The organism is Cyanobium sp. ATX 6A2 (assembly GCF_024346355.1).
Taxonomy (GTDB): Bacteria; Cyanobacteriota; Cyanobacteriia; order PCC-6307; family Cyanobiaceae; genus NIES-981.
Genome location: NZ_JAGQCU010000004.1, coordinates 93621 through 111408 on the forward strand (window position 1 = coordinate 93621; position 17788 = coordinate 111408).

At 71.0% G+C, this 17788-nt stretch carries 19 protein-coding genes and 1 riboswitch; of the genes, 5 read left to right on the forward strand and 14 right to left on the reverse strand.

Annotation, left to right across the window (positions count from 1 at the left end; all coding sequences use genetic code 11):
* Window positions 1–4: 4 nt before the first annotated feature.
* The 10 genes from KBY96_RS05625 to hisA form a co-directional block, all read right to left on the reverse strand.
* Window positions 5–1021, reverse strand: coding sequence for an ABC transporter substrate-binding protein (locus tag KBY96_RS05625; RefSeq protein WP_254978271.1), 1017 nt, complete (start codon window positions 1019–1021; stop codon window positions 5–7).
* Window positions 1022–1094: 73 nt separating this feature from the next.
* Entirely contained in the window at window positions 1095–1802 is a 708-nt protein-coding gene (gene hypB / locus KBY96_RS05630; protein WP_254978272.1) for a hydrogenase nickel incorporation protein HypB, read from the reverse strand.
* 5 nt (window positions 1803–1807) lie between these two features.
* Window positions 1808–2164, reverse strand: coding sequence for a hydrogenase maturation nickel metallochaperone HypA (locus KBY96_RS05635; RefSeq protein WP_396122266.1), 357 nt, complete (start codon window positions 2162–2164; stop codon window positions 1808–1810).
* Between the two features lie 43 nt (window positions 2165–2207).
* Entirely contained in the window at window positions 2208–3410 is a 1203-nt protein-coding gene (gene speB, locus KBY96_RS05640) for an agmatinase (protein WP_254978274.1), read from the reverse strand.
* Between the two features lie 25 nt (window positions 3411–3435).
* A riboswitch (guanidine-I (ykkC/yxkD leader) is annotated at window positions 3436–3558 on the reverse strand.
* A gap of 103 nt (window positions 3559–3661) precedes the next feature.
* Window positions 3662–4315: a TenA family protein gene (locus KBY96_RS05645; protein ID WP_254978275.1), complete on the reverse strand. Its 654-nt coding sequence runs from the start codon at window positions 4313–4315 to the stop codon at window positions 3662–3664.
* A gap of 8 nt (window positions 4316–4323) precedes the next feature.
* The gene (fumC, locus tag KBY96_RS05650) at window positions 4324–5712 is read right to left on the reverse strand and encodes a class II fumarate hydratase (protein WP_254978276.1); all 1389 of its coding nucleotides are present in this window, start codon (window positions 5710–5712) and stop codon (window positions 4324–4326) included.
* Window positions 5709–6344: a thylakoid membrane photosystem I accumulation factor gene (locus KBY96_RS05655; RefSeq protein WP_396122267.1), complete on the reverse strand. Its 636-nt coding sequence runs from the start codon at window positions 6342–6344 to the stop codon at window positions 5709–5711. The genes fumC and KBY96_RS05655 overlap by 4 nt, the downstream gene beginning before the upstream one ends.
* A gap of 28 nt (window positions 6345–6372) precedes the next feature.
* Window positions 6373–8010 carry a DUF3685 domain-containing protein gene (locus tag KBY96_RS05660; protein ID WP_254978277.1) on the reverse strand — a complete coding sequence of 546 codons (1638 nt, stop codon included), beginning with the start codon at window positions 8008–8010 and terminating at the stop codon, window positions 6373–6375.
* A gap of 94 nt (window positions 8011–8104) precedes the next feature.
* The gene (locus KBY96_RS05665; RefSeq protein WP_254978477.1) at window positions 8105–8467 is read right to left on the reverse strand and encodes a Fur family transcriptional regulator; all 363 of its coding nucleotides are present in this window, start codon (window positions 8465–8467) and stop codon (window positions 8105–8107) included.
* Between the two features lie 204 nt (window positions 8468–8671).
* Window positions 8672–9445, reverse strand: coding sequence for a 1-(5-phosphoribosyl)-5-[(5-phosphoribosylamino)methylideneamino]imidazole-4-carboxamide isomerase (gene hisA, locus KBY96_RS05670; RefSeq protein WP_254978278.1), 774 nt, complete (start codon window positions 9443–9445; stop codon window positions 8672–8674).
* Window positions 9446–9501: 56 nt separating this feature from the next.
* On the opposite strand from hisA, the gene KBY96_RS05675 reads away from it, so the two are divergent.
* Window positions 9502–10413, forward strand: coding sequence for a malate transporter (locus KBY96_RS05675; protein WP_254978280.1), 912 nt, complete (start codon window positions 9502–9504; stop codon window positions 10411–10413).
* A gap of 53 nt (window positions 10414–10466) precedes the next feature.
* Complete coding sequence (locus KBY96_RS05680; protein WP_254978282.1) at window positions 10467–11384, forward strand: NAD-dependent epimerase/dehydratase family protein; 918 nt, start codon at window positions 10467–10469, stop codon at window positions 11382–11384.
* Here KBY96_RS05680 and KBY96_RS05685 read toward each other — a convergent pair whose 3' ends face one another.
* On the reverse strand, window positions 11385–11939 hold the full coding sequence (locus KBY96_RS05685; protein WP_254978284.1) for a CDP-alcohol phosphatidyltransferase family protein: 555 nt from the start codon (window positions 11937–11939) through the stop codon (window positions 11385–11387).
* Entirely contained in the window at window positions 11936–12634 is a 699-nt protein-coding gene (locus tag KBY96_RS05690) for a Coq4 family protein (RefSeq protein WP_254978286.1), read from the reverse strand. The genes KBY96_RS05685 and KBY96_RS05690 overlap by 4 nt, the downstream gene beginning before the upstream one ends.
* Window positions 12635–12795: 161 nt before the next feature.
* Here KBY96_RS05690 and KBY96_RS05695 point away from each other — a divergent pair, with 161 nt between their 5' ends.
* Window positions 12796–13233 carry a CBS domain-containing protein gene (locus tag KBY96_RS05695; protein WP_254978288.1) on the forward strand — a complete coding sequence of 146 codons (438 nt, stop codon included), beginning with the start codon at window positions 12796–12798 and terminating at the stop codon, window positions 13231–13233.
* 13 nt (window positions 13234–13246) lie between these two features.
* Window positions 13247–14188 (forward strand): HAD family phosphatase, encoded by a 942-nt coding sequence (locus KBY96_RS05700; protein WP_254978290.1) that lies wholly within the window; start codon window positions 13247–13249, stop codon window positions 14186–14188.
* Window positions 14189–14201: 13 nt separating this feature from the next.
* On the opposite strand, the gene pdeM is transcribed toward KBY96_RS05700, so the two are convergent.
* Together pdeM and KBY96_RS05710 are read right to left on the reverse strand one after the other, a co-directional pair.
* Window positions 14202–14882, reverse strand: coding sequence for a ligase-associated DNA damage response endonuclease PdeM (gene pdeM, locus KBY96_RS05705; protein WP_254978292.1), 681 nt, complete (start codon window positions 14880–14882; stop codon window positions 14202–14204).
* Window positions 14879–15490, reverse strand: a complete 612-nt coding sequence (locus tag KBY96_RS05710) for a glutathione S-transferase family protein (RefSeq protein ID WP_254978294.1) — start codon at window positions 15488–15490, stop codon at window positions 14879–14881. Before KBY96_RS05710 ends, pdeM begins: the two co-directional genes overlap by 4 nt.
* 90 nt (window positions 15491–15580) lie before the next feature.
* On the opposite strand from KBY96_RS05710, the gene KBY96_RS05715 reads away from it, so the two are divergent.
* Window positions 15581–17728 (forward strand): sigma 54-interacting transcriptional regulator, encoded by a 2148-nt coding sequence (locus KBY96_RS05715; protein WP_254978296.1) that lies wholly within the window; start codon window positions 15581–15583, stop codon window positions 17726–17728.
* Window positions 17729–17788 lie beyond the last annotated feature (60 nt).

Genomic DNA, 17788 nt, shown 5'->3' on the forward strand with positions numbered 1-17788 from the left:
GTCCTCAGTTGCCCTGCGCCGCCTGAAGGAAGCGACCCTCGAACAGACCCTCCAGGTTCGGCGGGCTTGCCGCCAGGCCCACCTGCTGCAGGAAGGTGCTGATCTGCTCGGCGGCGAAGGGCAGCGAGGCCATGGTGGTGCCGGGCTCCAGCGCCTGGAGGTTGTCCTCGAGGCTGAACAGGGTGGTGCCGGCCTCGTACTCCCGGTACTCGTCCTCGCTCACACCGGCCCGGGCGCTGAGGATGGCCAGCGATCCCTGGGGATCGGCCTCCATCGCCGCCAGGGTGGCGAACCAGGCATTCACCACCTCCTGCACCTTCTCGGGGTTGGCCTCCACGAAGTCGCGGCGGCACACCAGGTGGTCGCTGATGGCACCGGGGAAATCGGCGGAGCTGAACAGCACGCTGCTGCCCTCGCGCCGCAGGGCCTGGGTGGTGAAGGGGGCGAACACGCCCACCGCATCCACCTGGCCGGCCACGAAGGCGGCGGCGGCGGCACCGGTTTCCAGGGGCACGAAGGTGATGTCGTCGGCGCTCAGGCCGGCCTGCTCCAGCCCCAGCAGCAACAGGTAGTGGTCCACGGTGCCCTCCTCGGCGGCCACCCGCTTGCCCTTGAGATCAGCCACCGAATTGATCCCCTCGGCCACGATGATCTGGTCGTTGCCGGTGGAGTTGTCGTTGGTGAGCACCACCTGCAGATCAGCGCCGCCGGCGATCGAGCTGATCGTGTCGTTGAGGGTCTGGCTGTTGCAGTCGAGCTGGCCGGCGTTGAGGGCGTTGATCGAGTCGAGATAGCCGTCGAACCACTGCAGGGTCACCGGCACGCCGAACAGGCCCTTCTCCTCGGTGACCTTCCAGGGGATCCAGCCCGGCCAGGCGCTGTAGCCGATGCGCACCGTGCCATCGGAGGCGCCACCGCAGGCGGTGAGCGTGGTGGCCCCCAGCCCCAGCAGCAGGAGGGTGGCGAGCAGGCGCCGGCGCCGGCGGCCGGGGCTGGAGCTGGTCAGGACGGGAAATCGCATGGCGGGCAATCGAGGTGAGGGGGGTACAGGGGAGCGGGCGGCGGGCAGGGAGGTGTGCCGGGTGGTGGGGCGGTCATGCACTCACCAGGGAGGCCGGGGCCGCTCGAGCGATGGCCGCAACCTGCCCCGTCAGCCACTGATGCCAGGCCTCGAGTCCCTCGCCACTGGTGGCGGACACCGGAATCACCGCGCAGTGAGGGTTCACCTGGCGGATGTGGGCCTCGATGCGCTCCATCTGCACGGGCAGATAGGGCAGCAGGTCGATCTTGGTGATCAGAACGCAGTGGGCCTCGCGGAACATCACCGGGTACTTGAGGGGTTTGTCGTCGCCCTCGGTGACACTGAGCAGGGCCACCTTGCGGTGTTCGCCCACCTCGAATTCGGCGGGACACACCAGGTTGCCCACGTTCTCCACCCAGAGGAGGTCGAGCGTGGCGGGATCGAGGCGCTGGCGCAGGAGCTTCAGGCCGCCGCTCACCATGGCCGCATCGAGATGGCAGGCGCGGCCGGTGGTGATCGGCACCACCGGCACCCCCACAGCTTCGAGCCGCTCAGCGTCGAGCTGGGTGGTCATGTCGCCCTCCAGCACCGCCATGGCGTACTCGGGCGCCAGCGCGGCCAGGGAGCGCTCGAGCAGGGAGGTTTTGCCGGCACCGGGGCTGCTCATCAGGTTGAGGCAGAGCAGCCCCCAGGCGTCGAAGTGCTCGCGGTTGTGTTCGGCCTGGTGCTGGTTGGCGGCCAGCAGATTGAGGCCGAGGGTGTCTTCCAGGGGCATGTGCATGGGGGTCAGGCCGGTGTGGCGGCGGGGAGGGCGTCGGCGGGATGGTCGCTGAAGGCGTAATCAACGGAGCGGATGCGCAGCTCGCGGCCGCTGACGATCTCCTCCATCGGCTCTTGGCAGCAGGGGGAGCGATAGGCCTGCTCGGGATCGGGGCTGTAGGTGGCGTTGCAGCGCACACAGCAGCCCACCAGGGGCACCGGCTCGATCACCAGTTCGGCGCCATCGAGCCAGGTGTTCTGCACGGCAACCCGCCAGGTGAATACCAGCTGGTCGGGTTCCACGCAGGTGAAGCTGCCCACCTCCAGATGCACCTGGCTCACCCGGGGGATGCGGGGTTCGTGCTGCTGCTTCCACTCGTTCATGGAGAGGAGCAGGCACCTGGTCATGTCGACTTCGTGCATGCCGTTATCTCCACCTCTGATCGACCTGCATGTTGCAGACGTCGCTGATCCAGCTCGGTTTCTCCTTCCTGGGCAGCTGGCCGCTCACCACCAGGTGGGCCATGGTGTCGCAGATCACCCGGGTGGCCATCAGCGACGTCATGTCGCTGACGTCGTAGGGGGGGGACACCTCCACCACCTCCAGGCCGCATACCGGCACGTTGCGCACGATCAGTTCCAGCAGCTTGAGGGCTTCGCGGGGCAGCAGACCGCCCGGTTCGGGCCAGCCGGTGCCGGGCACGAAGCCGGCATCGATGCAGTCGATGTCGAAGGAGATGTACACACAGTCGGTGCCGTCGGTGGCCCGCTCGATGGCGTACTGGGCGGCCGCCTCCAGGCCCATGTCGCAGATGTCGGTGACGGTGAGCACGTTGGTGCCCCGCTCACGGCACACCTTCACCCCTTCCCGCGGCACCTGCCAGCCGCCGATGCCCAGCTGCACCAGGTTTTCTGCCGGTGCGTTGGCCATGTTGGTGGCATGGAACCACGGACAGGTGTGCATGCGCTCATCCAGGTCGATCTCCTGGGTGTCGACATGACGGTCGAAGTGGATGATGCCGACTTTCTTATCGCCCAGGTGGCGGCAGACGCCGCGCACGGTGGGGAAGCCGATCGAGTGATCGCCGCCCAGGATGATCGGGAAGGCGCCGCTGGCAAACACGTGGGCGATGCCCTTGGAGATCTGGTCGAAGCTCTTCTCGTTGTTGGCGGGGATGGTGAAGATGTCGCCCACGTCGCAGAGCCGGATCTGCTCGCGCAGGTCCACCCCCATTTCGTAGTTGTAGGGGGTGTAGAGCGCTGAGATGCGGCGGATGCCCTGGGGCCCGAAGCGGGTGCCGGGGCGGTAGGTGGTGCCGCTGTCGTGGGGCACGCCCACCACGGCCACATCGAAGTCTCCGACGCGGTTCACATCCTCGATGTAGGGCGCCTTCATGAAGGTGTTGATGCCCGCGTAGTGGGGCAGTTCGCCGCGCGAGAAGGTGGAGATGCGCCGGTCGACGATGCTCTCGGCAGCTTCCAGGCCGTAGCGGTGGCCCTGCTCCACCTCCTGCTGCCAGCCGGTGAGGGGCAGGCGTGCTTCTTTCTCCAGGGCCTCGGCGCCCTGCTGGCCGCGTGGACGTTCGAACGCGCCTTCAGGGCCGGAGGCCGCGCCGGTGGGATCGCTCATGGGGATGCACGGGTTGGTTCATGCGGTCTCCCGGGCTTTTATCCCTCCGTGCAACCAGGGCGATCCCCGGTGAGCTTCTCTCGGACCAGACATTCCACCGCTGCACAGGGCAGAAACGGTGAGAATCGGAACCCTAGAAGCTGCTTCCGCAGTCCCACCTTCTCGCTGAAGCGTGAGGCCTGTTGTACCGATGGTTACCGACGGCTCCATGGCCGCTCCCACCACGGGGCCGTCGTCCTCGCCGTGCCTTTCTAGGCCTCAGCCACTGCGTGGGCATCGAAGAAGGCAAACTCCAGCTCCATGGCCCGCCCGTAGATGCGTTCGGTTTCGGCGCTGGGCTCGGCCAGGCGGTTGAGCAGGTCTTCCAGGCGGCAGGCCAGGGCCTCGAAGGCCGGATCGGCGTAGGTGTCGATCCAGTCGGCGTAGGCGTGGCCGGGGTGACCGACCTGGGCGCGGAGTTGCTGACCCAGCCAGGCATAGAGCCGCAGGCAGGGAGTCATGGCGGCGCAGATCAGGCCGGCATCGCCGCGCTGGGCGGTATCTAGCAGAAAGGTTGTGTAGGCCGTGGTGGCCGGCAGCGGCGTGGTGGCGTTCAGATCGATCTGCCAGCGGCTCGCAAAGCCGGCATGGAGTCGCAGCTCCTCCAGCACGCCCTGGAGCAGCTCACTGAAGGCGATCAGGCTGCCGCGGTCGGGGCTGGAGGCAATGGCCAGGGCGTAGGCCCGGACGAAGCTCTCGAGAAAATAGGCGTCCTGGGCCACGTAGCCGCCGAAGGCGGCGCGGGGGAGCGTGCCCTGCCCCAGCCCCTGCACGAACGGGTGGCGCAGGATGCGGCGGGCCAGCTCGGTGTTGCCGCGCCAGAGCGTCCCGGCCAGGCTTGCGTTCTTGGCGGGCTCGCTGGCCATGGTTGGGCTTACACCATGCGGCTGGGCTGCACCCAGCGGTCGAACTCTTCGCCGCTGACCTCACCGCGAGCCAGGGCCGCCTCCCGCAGGCTGAGCCCATGCTGGTGGGCGTGTCGGGCGATGGCGCAGGCCCGGTCGTAGCCGATCGCCGGGGTGAGGGCCGTCACCAGCATCAGGCTCTGCTCCAGCAGGCTCGCGATCCGGCCTTCGTTGGCCTGAATTCCTTCGATGCAGTGCTCGTGGAAGCTGCTGCAGGCGCCGGCCAGCAACTCGATGCTTTCCAGCAGGTTGTGGGCGAGCAGGGGTTTGAACACGTTGAGCTCGAAGTTGCCCTGGCTGGCGGCCATCTGCACGGCGGCGTTGTTGCCCATCACCTGCACCGCCACCATCGTGAGGCTCTCGCACTGGGTGGGATTCACCTTGCCGGGCATGATCGAGCTGCCGGGCTCGTTTTCGGGCAGGATCAGCTCTCCCAGGCCGCAGCGAGGGCCGCTGGCCAGCCAGCGGATGTCGTTGGCGATCTTCATCAGGCTGCCCGCCAGCACCGTGAGGGCGCCGTGGATGGCAGCCAGCGGTTCGTGGCCCGCCAGGGCCTGGAACTTGTTGGGGGCGCTGCTGAAGGGCAGGCCGAGGCGCTCGGCCAGGCGCGCCGCCACCGCGTCGCCGAAGCCGGCCGGGGCATTGAGGCCGGTGCCCACCGCCGTGCCGCCGATGGCCAGCTGATGCAGCTGGGGCAGGGCGGCGCGCAGGGTGTCGAGGCCGAGCTCCAGCTGGGCGGCGTAGCCGGAGAATTCCTGGCCCAGGCTCAGGGGCACCGCATCCTGCAGGTGGGTGCGGCCGATCTTGATGATCCCCGCGAAGGCCTCCGCTTTGGTGGCCAGGGCCTGGCGCAGGCCCTCGATCGCCGGGATCAGCCGGAGCTCCAGCTCAAGGGCCACGGCCACATGCACAGCGGCCGGGAAGCTGTCGTTGCTCGACTGGCTGAGGTTCACGTGGTCGTTGGGATGCACCGGGCTCTTGCTGCCCAGCACCCCGCCGGCTGCGGCGATCGCCCGGTTGGCGATCACCTCGTTCACGTTCATGTTGGTCTGGGTGCCGGAGCCCGTCTGCCACACCCGAAGCGGAAACTCCCTGTCGAGCGTGCCGGCGGCAACCTCTTCGGCAGCGGCCACGATCAGGTCGGCCAGCTCCGCTGTCAGCCGGCCCCGGTCGCGGTTCACCTCGGCGCAGGCGGCCTTGAGCTGGGCGAAGGCATGCACCACTGCCAGGGGCATGGCCTGCCCGTAGGGGAAGAAGCGCAGCGAGCGCTGGGTCTGGGCGCCCCAGAATCGCCCGGCCGGCACGGCCACCGCCCCGAGGCTGTCGGTTTCCTGGCGGTGGCTGCCGGCAGCGCTCATCGGCGGGCCGCTCCCCCACCCACCACCTCGGCATTCAGCTCGTTGATGCTCATGGTGCTGCCGCCGCCGCGGAAGGCCTCGGGCAAAACGATGCCCGTGGCCTCGCTCACCGCCTCATTGATGGCCCCCAGGTCCACCTGGCCCTCGGCATCGAGCAGCACGCGGCCGTCGCCGGCGAGCACCACCACCTGGGGGGTGGTGCCGCGCCAGTAGTGGGCGGGGTCGCCCGTGCCGCTGTCGGGGCGGTTCTGGAGCGGATCGGTGACCAGCGGAATCAGCTCGATGGTGTTGCCCCAGAGGCGCTGCAGCTCCGAGACCACCGGCGCGAAGCGCTTGCTGGAGGCGTCGTCGTCGAGATAGTACACCACCACCACAGTCCGGCCCTTGGCCAGCGCCTCAGCCAGGCTGCTGCGCGGCGGTACCAGGGAGCCGTTACCGGCATAGAGGGCGTAGATGTTGCCGTCGTAGGTGTCGGTGTCCAGGGCGGCCCGGGCCGGCGGAGCCATCACCACGGACAGCAGCAGCAGCAGGGACAGGACGACGGCCAGCGGCAGCCCGAGCGCCCTGCGGGGGATCTGGCTGATCCCGTCGTGCTGCACGCTGTTCACCCGATTCGCCCATGGTGACGCCATTGTGGCTGGCGGTGCTCAGGGGCGGTGTTTAGTGGCGGTTGAGGCTGCGGCCCATGCCCTGCAGGATCCCGCGGCCCACCAGCCCGATCGCCCGCCCCACCACCTGGGTGAGCAGTACCACCACCAGATCGCCGATTCCCTTGAGCAGGGCACGCAGCTGGGGAGCAACGGCATCGCGGGTTTCCAGCGCCAGCGTCACCAGCTGCTGCAGCCCGGCCAGCCGCCGCAGTTCCCCATCCCTCGGCTCCAGCAGCTGCACGCTGGCGATGCCGGTGCCCTCCACGCAGAGCAGCTGACGGCGGCTTTCATAGAGCGCGATCGGCCGTTCCACCCAGCTCAGCCAGCGCTGCTGGGCATTGAGCTGGTTGCGCAGGCGCTCCAGGTTGCGGGTGGAGAGCAGCTCGGGGCGGAGCAGGTAGCGGCGCAATTCCGCCCAGGAGCCACAGCAGGCGAGCACATCGGCGGCCAGCAGCTCGGCGCTGCGCAGCAGCCAGTTGGCCACCAGCCGCTCGAGATGGAGCACGGCCCGTGGGTCGTCCACCGGCAGCAGCTGGCCGTCCACCAGCAGCGGCCTGGCCAGCACCAGGGCGGCGAGCATCGGCTGGGCGTCCGGCAGTTCCGGATCGTCGGCCTGCAGGTCGCTGGCGCTCACCAGAGCGGCCGCCACCGGACGCAGATCCCCCGCCTGGGGCAGCTGCACGTAGGGGCTGGCCATCTGGCGCAGGGCCATCTCGCGCAGCTCCGGTTGCAGCGCGTTCCAGCGGGCCATCAGCTCGGCCACGCTGCTGTAGTCGCTGCTGGCCAGCTGGCGGCGCAGGCGATCGAGCTGCTGCACCAGAGCGATCAGCAGGTCGCTGCGGCGGTCGTGGTTGAGGCCATCGATCGCCAGCAGCTGGCCCGTGCGGTTGGCCAGGCCGGTTTCGATCGCGGTGCTGAGCCGCTGCTGCACCGCAGTCCAGATGCCGGCGGCATTGCGCTCGCGCAGGGTGAGGCCGCCGCCCGGTCCCGGCAGGGCATCGCTTCGGGCGAGAGCTGACGTGGCCTCCGGGGAGGGGTCGCTCCAGGCCATGCTCACCGGCCCCCACAGCCACAGCAGCAGGCGCCTTGCCCAGGCCAGTTCCCGCAGCCGGCCCTCCAGCATCAGCCGAGCAAGGGGATGGACGGAGGGGCGGGCGAGCAGCAGCCGGCAGCCGGCCATGGCCACCGCGATCTGATCCAGGCCGCTGAGCAGCAGGGCCTGGCCCAGGCCGCTGCCGCCCGCTCTGTTGTGATCGGCCATCACCGCCGGCTCGGTGGCGGTCTGCAGGTCGAGCACCCGGCCGCCGCTGCGCAGGGTGGCGATGGCCTCCAGCAGCCGCTCGGGGGCGGGGTTGTCCAGCAGCCCCTGGCAGGGCAATTGCAGCAGCGCCTCCCGGGCCAGCCCATGGCCGCCGTCAAGCAGCACGAGCAGCGGTGCCGGCTGCCAGCGCTCGCGCAGCAGCGTGGTTTCCCGGCGCAGGCTGGCGGCGGTGGTGCCCGTGACGGGGCGCCAGAGCACCACCGCCGGAGCACCCTCCAGCTCCGCGGGGCCGTCGGCCACCTCCAGGTCGGGGAGTTCGTCGCTCAGGAACCGCCTCAGCCCCGCGGCGAGCAGGGGTTCAGCGATCAGCAGCAGCTGGGTGCTCACGCCGCAAAACCAGGCATCAGCACACGGTACCGATCATGGCAAGAGGCAACAGGCACGCGGCAAGAGGCAAGGGGCACCGTTGGCGGGTGGAGCCTCAGCCCTGCGGCCGGCCGGTGAGGTGGAGGCTGTAGCTCTCGATCCGGTAGCCGGTGTGCCGCTCGATCCGCTCCAGCAGCTCGGGTGGCAGCTCCACGTCCAGGTCGCGGATTTCGCCCGAGTCCGCGCAGGTGAGGTGGCTGTGGGGATCGCTGCGGTAGCCGTAGAGGCGGCCGCTGGCACGGTCGAGGCATTCGATCACCCCGGCCGACTGCAGGGCCTCGAGGTTCTGATAGACGGAGGTATGGCCGATGTTGCGCCCGAGGTCGTTGAGCTTTTCGAAAATGTCGCGGGCGCTGAGATGGCTCTTCTCGCTCCAGAGCAGATCGAGCACCATGCGGCGCTGACGGCTGAGACGCATGCCCAGGTCCCTGCAGCGCCGGTAGACGTCCTCGACACCGGTGCAGGGAGTGCCGTTGCAGTGCGTGCTGCCGGTGGTCCCAGAGGTGGTTGGGGCGGCACTCACCGGTGGCAGCGGCGCTTGACAGCGAGGGGAATGAGATCTCTGTTATAGGCCAAGCCGCAATCACTCCGTCTTGGCACGGCCCTGGCACGGCCAAACGGCCTAGGCGATGCCGGCGCTGCCGGGGGGGTCGATCACATCCTGCAGGCGTTCCTCGCCGATCGCGCCCAGGGCATCAGCCAGATCCACGCGGCCGTCGTAGAGCGCCCGACCCACGATCACCCCCTGCACGCCCAGGGGTTCGAGGGCCAGCAGGGAGAGCAGATGCTCCAGGGTGCCGATCCCGCCCGAGGCAATCACCGGCACGGCGCTGGCCTCGGCCATGGCCCGCAGTGCCAACAGGTTCGGGCCCGCCAGGGTGCCGTCAGTGGCGATGTCGGTGCTGATGATCGCGGCGATGCCGCTGTGGCTGAAGCGCCGGGCCAGGGCGGTGGCCTCGGTGCCGCTCTCCTCGATCCAGCCGCGGGTGGCCACCTTGCCGTTGCGGGCATCGATGCCCACCACGATCCGGCCGGGATGGCGCGCCGCCAGCTGCTCCACCAGCTCCGGCTGCTCCAGGGCCGCCGTGCCCAGGATCACTCGGTCGAGCCCGCAGCCGAGCAGCTCCTCGGCCCGCTCGGCGCTGCGCACCCCGCCACCGAGCTGCACCGGGATGTCGAGTGCGGCGGTGATCGCCTTCACCGTGGTGTCGTTGACGGGCAGGCCGCTGCGGGCGCCGTCGAGATCCACCAGGTGCAGGCGGCGGGCCCCCTGCTGCTGCCAGCTGAGGGCCTGGGCCACCGGGTCGCCCGAGAAGCGGGTCACCTGGTCGTAGTCGCCCTGGTGCAGGCGTACGCAGTGGCCGTCGAGCAGGTCGATGGCGGGGATGAGTTGCATCGCGGGCTCGCGCTGATCGCTGTGCCGGCCATCCTGAAGCTCCGCGCCTGCCGCCCTTGGCCTTCCTGCTGGAGCTGGTGCCGGCCCTGGCCGCCGGCCTGCTGCTGGCCCGCGGCCATCCCCGGCTGGCCGGTCGCCTGGCGGCGCCGCTGATGCAATGGGGTGTGCCGCTCAGCATCACCGCACTGCTGCTGCGCAGCGGCCTGCACTGGCGCTACGGCGAGGTGCTGCTGCTCTCCCTGGTGGCGGTGCTCGGGGGTCTGCTGCTGCTGGCGCTGCTGCCCCCCCTGCGGGCCGGCTTCAGCACGCCGCCCCAGCGCCTCGGAGCGGTGGTGGGCAACACCGCCTACTTCGGCATTCCCGCGGCCCTGGCCCTGCTGCCCAGCGGTGCCGTGGGCTACAGCATCAGCTACGACCTGGCCGCCACCCTGCTCACCTGGTGCATCGGTCCGGCGCTGATCGGCGGCGAGCCGCTGCGGCCGGCGCTGCTGCTCCGTGCCATGGCGGCGAGTCCGGCCACGCGGGGTCTGCTGGGGGCGCTGCTGCTGCAGTGGACCCCCTGGCAGCCGGCCCTGGCGGCCGCCCTGTGGTGGCCGGCGCGACTGGTGATCTGGCTGGCGCTGGTGGTGGTGGGCCTGCGCCTGGCACCGGCCCTGGGGGCCCGGCTGCCGCTGCGGCTGCTGCCGGCCCTGCTGGTGAAGCTGCTGGTGTTCCCCCTGCTGCTGCTGGCCGCTGTGGAGCTGCTGGGGATGGCGGAACCGGCCCGCTCGGCGGTGGTGCTGCAGGCGGCGGCGCCCACGGCCGTGGCGGTGCTGCTGCTCTCGGAGGGGGCTGTCCATGACAGCAGCGCTGATGGGGGCTCGGATGTGGATGGGCTGGTGATCGAGGCTGCGGCCCTGGTGCTGTGGAGCACCCTGCTGGCCCTGGTCACCGTGCCCCTGTGGGCCTGGCTGCTGGCAGCCGGCTGAATGCGCGGGGCTTGAATGGCGTCCAGTTCGCACGGCCCGCGGCCCGCTGCTGCATGAAGATCCTGGTGATGGGTGGCACCCGCTTCGTGGGCCGGCCCCTGGTGGAGCTGTTGCAGGCTGCCGGACACGAGCTCACCCTGTTCACCCGCGGGCGCAATCCGCTGCCGGCGGGGGTGGAGCACCTGGTGGGCGACCGCAGCACGGCGGCAGGTCTGGAGCCGCTGCAGGGACGCACCTTTGAGGTGATCGTGGACAGCTCCGGCCGCAGCCTCGACGACACCCGCGCCGTGATCGAGCGCACCGGGGCGCCGGAGCACCGATTCGTCTACGTGAGTTCCGCCGGGGTCTACGCCGACAGTGAGCTCTGGCCTCTGGACGAGCTCAGCCCCACCGATCCGGCCAGCCGCCATGCCGGCAAGGCCGAAACGGAAGACTGGCTGCGCCGCCAGGGCATCGCCTTCACCAGCTTCCGGCCCACCTACATCGTTGGTCCGGGTAACTACAACCCGGTGGAGAGCTGGTTCTTTGATCGCATCGCCCACGGCCGGCCCGTGCCCCTGCCCGGCGATGGCAGCACGATCACCCAGCTGGGCCATGTGAACGACCTGGCCAGCGCCATGGCTCGCTGCATCGAGGTGGAGACGGCAGCCAACCGTGTGTACAACTGCAGCGGCCGTCAGGGGGTGACCTTCCGGGGCCTGGTGGCTGCCGCCGCCCGCGCCGCCGGGGTGGATCCCGCGGCTGTGGAGATCCGCAGCTTCGATCCCAGCGGCCTCGACAAGAAAGCCCGCAAGGCCTTTCCCCTGCGCCTGGCCCACTTCCTCACCGACATCACCCGGGTGCGCCGCGAACTGGCCTGGGAGCCGGCTTTCGACCTGGAGGCCACCCTGGCCGACAGCTTCAGCAACGACTACGCCCGCCGCCCGCCGAGCGAGCCCGATTTCAGCGGCGACGCGGCACTGCTGGGCTGATCACCCCTGCCGCAGGTAGCCCCGGGCCGAGCTCAGCGCCAGCAGCAGCGACGGCCAGAACAGCCAGAAGCCCAGCTGATGCAGGGCCGGGGCCAGCGGCCAGGGGGTGAGCGTCCAGCCAGGGGGCCAGAGCAGCAGCAGCAGGCTGGTGAACTGCAGCACCGTCTTGGCCTTGCCGGCCAGGGAGGCGGGGCCGCCGCCGCTGGCCCCACTGCGCCAGCCGGAGATCAGCAGTTCCCGGGCCAGCAGCAGCCACACCGCCCAGAGGGGCAGCTGCTGGGGCCAGGCCGGCTGGGCGGCCAGCCAGAGCAGGGGTGCGGCGATCAGGATCTTGTCGGTGAGGGGATCGAGGCGGGCACCCCACTCCGAGCCACCGCCGGCGCGGCGGGCCAGCAGGCCATCGGCCCAGTCGCTCAGGCCGCCCAGCAGCAGCAGCCACCAGGCCAGGGCCGCCTGGCCGCCGCTGAGGGCCAGGATCAGCGGCAGGCCCAGCAGGGCCCGGCCCACGGTGAGGCCATCGGCAAGGCGGCGCAGGGAAGCGGCGGACGCCCTCATGGCAGTGGCCCCAGTTGGGCATCGAGGCCGTAGGGCTCGGTGTCGGCCGGGTCGTTGATGCCCAGTTCCTGGCGCCACTGGCGCACCGGCTTCTGCCAGCCCTCCTCCCACGTCACCGCCACCAGGCACTGGGCCTGGCGGGCGATGGCATGGCCGTGGGCCTGGGCGGCGCTGAGCAGGGGGAAGCGCTGCGGTTGGAAGCGGAAGGTCGCCAGCTGGCCGGCGCTGGTGAGTAGCACGTAGCCCGGGAAGCCGATCTGGGCGGCGGTGATCGCCAGCACGCCGTTTTCTCCGGCCGTCTCGGTGCCGAAGCCGGCGATCACGTGGTGGATGTCGTGGGTGGTGGCGATCCGCTGGGTGAGCCAGCGCTCGTCGCTGCTGATGTCGCGGGGGCGGAAGAACGCGGGGTCGTAGCCCAGCGAGAGGATCAGGTCGGCGTAGCGGCGGCCGAGGCTGCCGGGCGGCAGCTGGCGCAGGGCGTCGATATCGGGCTGCAGGGGCGGATAGCGCTGGGCCAGCATCTCGGCGCCGCCCGGCACGGCCTTGAAGCGCTCCACGCTGGCCCCCAGCTGGGGACTGCCCAAGAAGTTGTCGATCAGGTCGGCGATGCTGCTGAGTTCGCCGCCGCTGCGGCCCACCGCCGCCAGCAGGCGCAGGTTGTTGGCGGCGCGCAGGGCCTCCTGGAAACGGCTCATGCACCGGGGGATGGAGTGGGTGCAGTTTGCTGTGGCCCTTACAGGCCAGCTCCATCCCCACGCGACTGGCTGGGGGAGGCCAGCAGGGTCGCGAGCCCGCAGCCTCAGAATGCGGACAGCCAACCGACTTGCCCGTGGTGCAACAGCCCGTCTCCACCGTGATGACCACCCCGGTGCTCAGCGTCACGGCCGACACGCCCCTGCAGAACGCCGTGAAGCTGATGAGCGAGCATCACATCAGCGGCCTGCCGGTGGTCGACGAGGGCGGCGCACTGGTGGGGGAGCTCACCGAGCAGAACCTGATGGTGCGCGAGAGCGGCTTCCAGCCCGGGCCCTACGTGATGCTGCTCGACGCGGTGATCTACCTGCGCAATCCCCTCAGCTGGGACAAGGAGGTGCACCAGGTGCTGGGCAGCACCGTGGGGGAGGTGATGAACCGCCATCCCCACAGCTGTGCAGCTGAACTGCCGCTGTCGGCGGCGGCGCGGCAGCTTCATGAGAGCAGCACCCAGCGGCTGTTCGTGCTCGACGACGCCCGCCGGCCGCTGGGCGTGCTCACCCGCGGCGATGTGGTGCGCGCCCTGGCCGCCGAGGACTGAGCGGGGGACCGGGATGACGCCATCGGCTGCCGATCCGTTGCCCTCCTGGCGGCCAGGTGCCGTGAAGGAGGCCCTGCAGTCCTTTGTGAAGGCGGTGACCACAGAGGGCTCGGCGGCGTTTGTGCCCGAGCCGGAGCGGGTGGCGGTGTTCGACAACGACGGCACGCTCTGGCCGGAGCAGCCGATGCCCTTCCAGGCTGCCTTTGCCTTCGACGAGCTGAGGAGCGTGCTGCAGAGCCAGCCGGCCCTGGCCGCCGATCCGATGGTGCAGGCGGCCCTGGCGGGTGACATCGCGGCCCTGCTGGCCGGGGAGCATGGCCACGGCCTGTTGCGGGTGATCGCCGTGAGCCATGCCGGCCTCACCACCGATGCCTTTGCCGCGGCAGTGGAGGCCTGGCTGCGATCAGCCCGCCATCCCCACTTCGAGCGCCCCTACGACGCGCTCACCTACGGGCCGATGCAGGAGGTGCTGCAGCTGCTGCGGGCCCACGGCTTCCGCAATTTCATCGTGTCCGGCGGCGGCGCCGACTTCATGCGGGTGTGGGTGGAGCGGGTGTACGGCATCCCGCCGGAGCGGGTGGTGGGCTCCACCGGCCGCACCAGTTTCGAGCTGCGCGAGAGCGGCCCGGTGCTGCTCAAGTCGCTGGACACCCTGTTCGTGAACGACGGCGCCGGCAAACCGGCGGGCATCCACCAGTTCATCGGCCGCCGGCCGCTGATGGCCTTCGGCAACAGCGACGGCGACCTGGCCATGCTGCAATACACCACGATCAACAACCCGCGACCCAGCTTCGGGCTGATCGTGCACCACACCGATGCCGAGCGCGAGTACGCCTACGACGCCGAAACCAGGAGCACCGGCACGTTGGTGAAGGCCCTGCGCCAGGCCCCCGAGCGCGGCTGGCACGTGGTGGACATGCAGCGCGACTGGCTGCGGATGTTTGTGGAGGACTGAGCGCCTCGGCTGCTCAGGGACGCCCGCGGCGGCGGCGGTGCACCTCCAGGACAGCCCCATCGGCCACCAGCCACTGGCGTTCCTGGCCGGGCAGGGGCATGCCGCCGGTGAGGGCGCCGAAGGCGGGCAGGGCCAGCCGCTGTGTGCGGGGGCAGTAGCTGAAGCAGGGCAGCCGCAGCCGGTCGCCCTTGCCGCCGAGCTGGGCCACTGGATGCAGGTGGCCGCAGAGGTTGAGCAGGCCGGTGCGCGCCTCCGGTTCGTGGCTCAGCCACCAGGGGCCGAGGGCCTGGCTGGGTTCCTGGGCCAGGCCGGCGATCCAGTTGCCCCGCTCGTGGTTGCCGCCCACCAGCCGCAGCCGGCAGCCGAGCAGCTCGGGCAGGGCGGCCAGCTTGGCGCGCAGTTCGGCGGTGAGTCCCAGCCGGCCGTGGATGAGGTCGCCCAGCACGATCACCTGCTCGGGCCGCTGGCGCGCGGCCAGCTCCAGCAGCGCGTTGAGGGTGGCGGCGTCGCCGTCGCTGGGCAGGGGGATGCCCTGGGCCTGGAAGCTCTCCGCCTTGCCCAGGTGCAGGTCGGCCAGCAGCAGCGTGCGCCGATGGGGATCCCACGCCGCCCGCTCCGCCAGCAACTCCAGCCGCTCGCCGCCCCACTGGAACGTCGCCACCGCCGTCGCCACCGCCGCCGCCGCTGCCCTCACCGGCTGCCCATCGCCCGCTGGTAGGCGGGGCTGGCCTGGGCGCTGGCGATCGCCGCCCGCACCCCTGGCCAGGGTTCCAGATCAATCTGGGGGAAGAAGATCGGCAGGTAGGCCAGGTAGGCCTGCACGGCGCAGTCGGCGGCGCCCCAGGCCTCGCCCACCAGGGGCCGGCCGCTGGCCAGCTGCCCGTCGAGCACGTCCATCAGCCGCGGGAACTCCTGCTCCCGGTTGCTGGGCACGAACAGGGCCACCGCCAGGGTGGCGTTGGCGAACAGCAGCCACTGGGCCACCAGCGCCCGACGGGCGGCCGCCTGCTCCTGGCTGCCGGCCACCTCCGCCGTGAATTCACCGCCGCAGCGCTCGGCCAGGTGCAGCAGGATGGCGCCGCTCTCGAACAGCCGCAGGGGCCCGCCGCCCGGGGCTTCGAGAGCGTCATCCTCTAGGGCCGGCAGCTTGGCGAAGGGGTTGATGGCGGTGAAGGCGCTCTGGCGGTGTTCGCCCGCCTGCAGGTCGAGCTCCACCCAGCGGTAGGGGATGGCCTTCTCCTCCAGATACCAGCGGGGCATGGAGGCCCGGGTGCGGGCGCCGCCGTAGAGGGTGAGGGTCACGGGGTAGCGGGTGTCGCGCCGTGCAGCCTATGGGCCGCCGGCGGGCTGGGGGCACAAAATTCATTCAGTAGAGCGGCGTGGATGGGGCGGATGGCGGACAGCGGCAGGACCACCGACGAGGCCTGCCTGCTGAAGCTGGCTCCCCACCTGCTCGGCCGCACGCGCCGCGGCGTGGTGGGCAGCAGCCGCTACGCCGAGCGCCTGCGGGAGGCGGTGCGTCTGGCGGCCGCAGACCCGGAGGCCGGGCCGGTGCTGATCAGCGGTGAACCGGGCCTGGGCAAGGACAACCTGGCCGCCCTGATCCACTTCGGCAGCCCGCGGCGGCGGCGGCTGATGGTCCGCGTTGATGCCGTGAGCCTCGGCGACGACGGCGCCGCCCTGTTCGGCAGCGGCTCCAGCGGCGGCGACGGCTCCCTGCTCGACTGCCTGGGCGATGGCGCGTTGCTGATCGACAACCTCGATCGCGCCGATCCGCTCTTGCGGCCCCGGCTGCTGGAGCTGCTGCGCAGCGGGCGCTGGCGGGCGCCGGGGGCCGGCAGCCGGGAGCGGCAGTTCAGCGGCCGGCTGTTCTGCACCACCGAATCGGCCCTGCCCGAGTTCGACCGCCGCGCCACCGTGATCCGGGTGCCGCCGCTGCGGGTGCGCCGACAGGATCTGGGCGAATGGCTGCGCTATGGCATCCGCCGGCAGGCGCGGGGCCTGGGCTGGAGCCGCCCGCCCCAGGTGAGCGAGGCGGTGGTGAAACGGCTGCAGAGCCACGACTTTCCCGGCAACCTGCGGGAGCTGGAGGGGTTGATCGAGAGGGCCCTGCGTCAGAGCGCGGCCGACAGGCCCACCGATCTCCCGGCCGCGCTGCCCGCCACCCTGCCCGATGAGGTGTTCTGGACCGGCTCGCGAGCGCAGCGGGCGCGCTTCGATCTCTGGCGCTGGAAACCGTGGCTGCGCTTCGCGATGCGCGAGCCGCGCCTCTGGAACGCCCTGCTGTTCGGCCTGGTGAGCTGGGTGTTCGTGCTGGTGAACCTGTGGCTCTGGCTCGGTCCCCAGGACCGGGCCCACAACGGCGGCCTGAACTTCTTCTGGGCCTGGTGGTGGCCCCTGATCCTGCTCGGCTATCCGCTGGTGGGGCGGCTGTGGTGCTCCTTCTGCCCGTTCATGGTGTGGGGGGAGATCAGCCAGCGCCTGGCCCGTGCCATCGGCTGGCGGCCGCGCCCCTGGCCCCGGGGCGACAGCGACCGCTGGGCGGCACCGCTGCTGGCGGCCGGATTCGCCCTGATCCTGCTCTGGGAGGAGCTCTGGGATCTGGAGAACACCGCCTGGCTGAGCAGTTGCCTGTTGCTGGTGATCACCGCCGGGGCGGTGCTGGGCTCGCTGGCGTTCGAGAAGCGCTTCTGGTGCCGGCACCTCTGCCCGGTGGGGGGCATGAACGGGCTGTTCGCCAAGCTCTCGATCCTGGAGCTGCGCGCCGAGGCCGGCACCTGCAGTGGCAGCTGCACCACCTACGGCTGTTTCAAGGGCGGGCCGGCCGTGGGCGAGGGGCTGGCCAGCGCCGGCTGCCCCCTCGGCACCCATCCGGCCCACCTGGCCGACAACCGCGACTGCGTGCTCTGCCTCACCTGCGCGGCGGCCTGCCCCCATCGCTCGGTGCAGCTGCGCCTGCGGCCCCCCGCCGCCGACCTGCAGCGGGAGATGGATCCACCGGCCGGCGAGGCCGGACTGATCCTGGTGCTGGCCGGTGGGATCAGCCTGCATCACTGGCAGCGGCTGCTGGGCTGGCTGCCAGTGGTGCCGGAGAGCCTGCACCAGGGACCGTTGCTGCCCCGGCTGGCCATCGGCTGCCTGGCGCTCGCCGTTCCCAGCCTGCTGTTTCTGCTCGGCCGCCCGTTGCTGGCGGCCCGCCAGCAGCGCCTGCTGCTCTACGCCCTGCTGCCGCTGCTCTGGGCCCTGCTGCTGGCCCGCCATCTGCCCCTGGGCATGGCCGAAGCGGGCCGGGTGCTGACGGTGAGCCTGGCGCCGCTGGGGGCGGCCGTTCCTGAGCTGCCCGCCTGGAGCGCCGACCCCCACGTGATCGCCTTCTGCCAGAGCGTCGCGGTGGTGCTTGGGCTGGTGTGGGCCGCGCTGCTGGTGCGGCGACTGTGGCCGGCGCCGCGGTTGCAGCTGGCCGGGCTGGGCCTGGCTGTGCTGCTGGCCGCCGGCGGGCGCTGGCTGGTGGCGGCGGTGGCGGTAGCGGCGCCGGGATAATGGCGTCAACACTCGCTCCGCTGCCGCTGCGATGACCACCGCCCTGCTAATCGCCCTGGC